Raw genomic sequence first — 5,080 nt, forward strand, 5'->3', positions numbered from 1 at the left:
AAAAAAAAAAGAAAAACAAAAAAGCCCTCTAACGGCAATTAGAGAGCGAGTTTAATAAGAATGTTAATCCTTAAAAACAATTAGAATGGCAAATATAGCAAAAAACACAGAAACAAAACAAGGCTTCAAATTCTTAGAGGCTTTAAAGGCAAAAGAGGGCGATTGGTACATTATTGAAACCAGAGGGCAAAACGGTTGCTCTGTTGTGGATAGAGAAATTGTACTTGACGGCGTTGGTTCGTTATTCTTCGACGCTTTTCTATTCTATAAATCAACTTACGACTACGATTATACAAGAGGTAGAGTATTCAACGAAGCAAGAGAATACAAACAAATACAGGTAAATATAACCTATGTAGAAGACACCGAATACGATGTGATTTGCCTAGACAAAAAAGAAAAGGAAGCAATCGAAAAATACATCGCTGAAACTTTAGAAGTTCAAATTTTAGACTAAACACTATGAAAACCCTAATCAACTTATATATAGTTTACGCCTGCCTTTATTCATGCAATGTAGAAGATACACAAGATGAAAATGTAATACTTACAGCATTAATACTAATAATAACCGCATTAGCAATAAAAGCAAATGAAAAGCAAGTAATAACGGCGGTAACAAAATTCTTTCAAGATGAACAGAGTAAAAAGATATAAAGCCCAAAAGGCAAAAAGAATAGGCTACTATCTATGGCTTCTGCCAGTTAGAAGAGGCTACGGGCTATTTTCATAAAAAATAAAATCTCTCGGTCTACTCAAAATCTGGAAACGGTTAGCCGTAAATAATGCAACAGCCGAGAGGTAACATAACCTGCCTGATAAGTTAGAAATACTGGTAAAATTTGATGATGAACAATATTCAGGCAGGTATTTTAAAGAAAAAGAATATTAACCCTTAATACAATTAGAAAAATGGAAAAGACAATTTTTGAAATCGAAAAAGTTGATGTAAATCAACTGCCTGAATTGCAAGGCTTAAAAGAAAAGCAATTGAAAATCGTAAAAGAAAATCCTTATGTAGAGATTGTAGACAACACAACCTACAATGAGGCAAAGAAAGCGAGAACAGCACTCAAATCAGCAAGAACCGATATTGAGAAGCAAGATAGACTTATCGCTTCTAAAATAAAGGCTTTTAGAGAAATGACAATGGATGCAACTAAATCGCTAATTGCTATCACACAGCCACACGAGGATAAACAGCAAGAAGAAGTAAAACGCTACGAGCAAGAAAAAGAGCAAGAGCGTCTTGAAAAACAGCGAATTGAAGAAGAGCGAAAAGCGACTATTAAGAAGAAAATCGATAGCGTAATTGAAACTGCAACGCATAGAATCAATCAATTGACTTTCGATATGATTGAAACTTTGCGAGTGGATTTTGAGCAAAACTTATACAAAATTGACATTACCGAGTTTGAAGAGTTTGAGTTGGATTTTAACGAAAAAATTAGAGGCGTAAAGCAACTATTTGAGCAAAAAGCAAACAATCTAAAAGAAGCCGAAGCACAGCGATTAGAAAAAGAACAACTAAAAGCCGAGCGAGAGAAATTAGAGGCTGAGAAGAGAGAGCAAGAAGAAAGATTGAGAGCTGAGCGTGAGGCTATTGAGAAAAAACAGCGTGAAGAGCAAGAGAAATTAGAGACTGAACGCAAAAAGTTAGAAGAAGAAAAACAAGCCTTAGCCAAAGCCGAAGCAGAGCGAAAAGCAAAAGAAGAGGCTGAACAAAGAGCCAAAGAAGAAGCCGAACGCAAAGCCAAAGAACAAAAAGAAGCCGAAGAGAGAGCAAAGGCAGAGGCTGAACGATTAGAAGCCTTGAAACCCGAAAAACAAAAGGTTTTAGAATGGGCAAAAGACCTCTTTATACATGGTGCTCCTAATGTTGAAGATAAGGCATTGGCAAAAGAAATTGAAGCCTTTGCAAACATACAAAATCAAGGTGTGAAAGACTTTATCAAACATATTGAAAACTTTAAATAATAACCTTAATACAATTAAAAAAAATGGAAAATCAAGTACAAAAAGGTGGTTTCATACCACAAAATTATCAACTACCTGACAAAACTAAGCAGTTCATGAAAATTGAACCAGGCGACAATGTTATCAGAATTTTATCAACCCCTCTCATGGGTTGGGTGTATTTTGATAAAGAAAACAAGCCACACAGAAGACCTTATGAAGTGGAAAGCAAAACGCTTGGCGACTTTACAGAAGATGAATTGAAAGAAGGCAATGCTAAAAGAGATGAAAAAGGCAATCTTGAAGGCAGTAGACACTTTTGGATTATGTTGGTTTGGGATAGAAAAACTAACACGCCGAAAATATTAGAAATAACCCAAATTACTATCATCAGGTCTTTGCTGAATTATCTAAACAACGAAGATTGGGGCGACCTTAGAAACTTTGATATTAACATTATTAGAAAAGGCACAGGGCGTTTTGATACTGAATTTGAAGTAATGCCAAAGCCTCATAAGCCATTGAATGCAGAAGTAGCAGATGTTGTAAAAACGCTAGAAGATGAAAAGTTATTAGACCTTAACGCTATTTGGAAAGGCGACTATCCATTTCAAAAATATCTATTCTAATGGTTGGGAGTAATGATTTCTTTGGGGGTGCAATTCCCCCAGAGTACCTCCAAACTATTGAGAGTATTCATAATAGAGAGGTAGAAGAAAAAAACCGAGAAGAACAATGGCTCGCCCAACGCAGAGGAAAATTCACTTCGTCGCAGGTGTACCGATTGATGACTTGCTTAGATAAAGATGAGTTGCCGAAAGGAGCAATAACCTATATCGAAGAGGTTATAGTAGATATGCTTACTGATGGTAAGGGTGCGGACCGCTTTAAGTCCGATGATATGCAAAGAGGCAACGACACCGAATTAGAAGCCATTGCACGATTTGAAAAGGAAACGGGACTAAAGTGTTTTGCTACCGGCGACAATCAAGAATTTATAGAGTTGTGCAGTTATTTTGGAGGAACACCAGACGGATTGATTGATATTAAAGAGTTGATTGAGGTTAAGTGTCCGAAATCGAAAACACACCTATTCTATCTGAAGAACCTTAAAAATGCAGAAGATTTGAAAAAGCATTGCCCCAATTACTACTGGCAGATACAAGGCAATTTGTTAACAACATATAGAGAAAAAGGCTATTTCATTAGTTACGATGATAGGTTTACAAACCCAAATCATCAAATTCTAACCCTTGAAATAGAGCGAAACGAAGAAGATATAGAGTTGCTAAAGAAACGCCTATTAATGGCTGAAAAACGCAAAAAGGAAATGATGATATGATTTTCGACACCTCAATTGAAGAATACCGCCAGCAGGCAATCAACCGAGTTAAGTTCTTGCTTGACAAAAAAGCACGAATTGAAATCGTAGAGAAAAGCCGAAAAAGGAGTATTAGTCAAAACAACTACTTGCACTTGATATTGGGTTGGTACGCCCTCGAATATGGCGAAACACTCGAATACATCAAGCAGGAAGTATTTAAGAAAGAGGTAAACCGTGATTTGTTTCAAACCGAATATGTAAACAAAAAAACAGGCGAATTTAGAGAAGCATGGAAAAGCACTGCAAACCTAACCAAAACAGAAATGACCACCGCTATTGAGCGATTTAGGAATTACGCAGTACAAGGATTGGGATTGTATCTACCAGAACCAAGTGATTTAACACACTTAGACGAGATTAAAAACGAATTAGAAAAACACGCAAACCAAATATACCTATGAAAAGAACAAGAGAATTTGCACCACCTCCTCCACCCCCAGCCAAAAATCTGGAACTACAACTAACTAAAAGGGAGTATTTCGCAGGATTAGCAATGCAATCACTTTTAACCACAGATTTAGAAAATAACCTATGTGATATAGCGAAAGAAGCGGTACATACCGCAGATAGATTATTAGAACATTTAAACGATAAAAAATAAACCAACATGGCACAATCATTTTACGGTAGTATCAACTACGACAAACTATTAGAAAGCCTTAAAACAGGCAAACTAAAAACATACAAACACGAAAACGGAACGAGATATATCAATGTCAATATCTACATTAGCGACGAACCAGACCAATATAAAAACGATGGCTCTATATCCGTACCGATGAAAGAAGAATATCATCAGGATAACATCAGATCTGTTTTTGTAGGAAATCTTAAAAAATCAACGCCAAAAGTCCAAGATGCCGATGCCCAAGATTTTCAAGATGATGATGACGATTTACCATTTTAAAAATGAAAATAGAAGGAACAAACTATTGGCTAGGGAAAATGGGGTCTAAGTTTTTTATCTGGAATGACAAAGAACAGAAAACATTAAATGCAAAGAGCCGACAAGAAGCCATAAAAGAAGCAAAACAATATGGTAATAATAACAAAAAGTAAAAAAGGAAATCGCTTAACGGCGAAAATAAGAGGGTTTAATAAGATTGACAAACTTCGGTATCAGATTATTGATGTAGAGGTTAAATACGAGGAAAAAAACGGAAAGGTAAAGGTTGTCTAATGAAACAAAAAGGGTTTATAAAACTAAATAGAGGGTATTTTGAAGACTTCTTATGGAACGAAGCACGAGTTTACTCGAAGGCAGAAGCGTGGCTGGATTTAATCCAAATGGCACGATTTGAAGCATCGACCGAAATTGTTAACGGAAAAGTGATTGAGTTGCAAAGAGGTGAAATACCTGCAAGTAGAAGATTTTTAGAATTGCGATGGAACTGGGGAGGCACCAAAGTTTCAAACTTTCTAAAAAACCTTGCAAGTTTAGGACGAATAAACCAGCGAACAATCAACGGACAAACCATAATAAAGTTAGTAAAATACGAGGTTTACAACGATAAGCAAACCACCGATGAGCCACAAAACAAACCATCGGCAAACCATCGGCAAACCACCGACAAACCACCGACAAACCAAAATAAAGAATATAAAGAACTAAAAGAATATAAGAATAATGTTCTTTTAGAAAAAGAACCAAAAGGTATGTATAGTGGCGAAGCCGAAATTTTAGAATCCGATATTCCTCCAGAACCGCAGAAAAGAAAAAAAGTTGCGCCAAAAAAAGAA

General features: G+C 36.1%; 9 protein-coding genes and 1 pseudogene. All 10 read left to right on the forward strand.

Annotated elements, in window-relative coordinates:
- Positions 1 to 85 precede the first annotated feature (85 nt).
- Entirely contained in the window at positions 86 to 457 is a 372-nt protein-coding gene (locus C237_RS0109425) for a hypothetical protein (RefSeq protein WP_018676246.1), read from the forward strand.
- Between the two features lie 5 nt (positions 458 to 462).
- Positions 463 to 657 carry a hypothetical protein gene (locus C237_RS14745; RefSeq protein WP_018676247.1) on the forward strand — a complete coding sequence of 65 codons (195 nt, stop codon included), beginning with the start codon at positions 463 to 465 and terminating at the stop codon, positions 655 to 657.
- Between the two features lie 255 nt (positions 658 to 912).
- On the forward strand, positions 913 to 1,977 hold the full coding sequence (locus C237_RS15105) for a coiled-coil domain-containing protein (protein ID WP_018676248.1): 1,065 nt from the start codon (positions 913 to 915) through the stop codon (positions 1,975 to 1,977).
- Positions 1,978 to 2,000: 23 nt separating this feature from the next.
- Positions 2,001 to 2,585 carry a hypothetical protein gene (locus C237_RS0109440; protein ID WP_018676249.1) on the forward strand — a complete coding sequence of 195 codons (585 nt, stop codon included), beginning with the start codon at positions 2,001 to 2,003 and terminating at the stop codon, positions 2,583 to 2,585.
- Positions 2,585 to 3,298 carry a lambda exonuclease family protein gene (locus tag C237_RS0109445; RefSeq protein ID WP_018676250.1) on the forward strand — a complete coding sequence of 238 codons (714 nt, stop codon included), beginning with the start codon at positions 2,585 to 2,587 and terminating at the stop codon, positions 3,296 to 3,298. The genes C237_RS0109440 and C237_RS0109445 overlap by 1 nt, the downstream gene beginning before the upstream one ends.
- Positions 3,295 to 3,741 carry a NinB/YbcN family protein gene (locus C237_RS0109450; protein WP_018676251.1) on the forward strand — a complete coding sequence of 149 codons (447 nt, stop codon included), beginning with the start codon at positions 3,295 to 3,297 and terminating at the stop codon, positions 3,739 to 3,741. Before C237_RS0109445 ends, C237_RS0109450 begins: the two co-directional genes overlap by 4 nt.
- Positions 3,738 to 3,941 carry a hypothetical protein gene (locus C237_RS0109455; RefSeq protein WP_018676252.1) on the forward strand — a complete coding sequence of 68 codons (204 nt, stop codon included), beginning with the start codon at positions 3,738 to 3,740 and terminating at the stop codon, positions 3,939 to 3,941. Before C237_RS0109450 ends, C237_RS0109455 begins: the two co-directional genes overlap by 4 nt.
- 6 nt (positions 3,942 to 3,947) lie before the next feature.
- Positions 3,948 to 4,247 (forward strand): hypothetical protein, encoded by a 300-nt coding sequence (locus C237_RS0109460; protein WP_018676253.1) that lies wholly within the window; start codon positions 3,948 to 3,950, stop codon positions 4,245 to 4,247.
- Between the two features lie 2 nt (positions 4,248 to 4,249).
- Complete coding sequence (locus C237_RS14750; RefSeq protein ID WP_018676254.1) at positions 4,250 to 4,399, forward strand: hypothetical protein; 150 nt, start codon at positions 4,250 to 4,252, stop codon at positions 4,397 to 4,399.
- Positions 4,400 to 4,519: 120 nt separating this feature from the next.
- Positions 4,520 to 5,080: pseudogene (locus C237_RS14010) on the forward strand (hypothetical protein); the annotation flags it as partial.

This window comes from Riemerella columbina DSM 16469 (assembly GCF_000374405.1).
In the GTDB taxonomy this organism is placed as follows: Bacteria; Bacteroidota; Bacteroidia; order Flavobacteriales; family Weeksellaceae; genus Riemerella; species Riemerella columbina.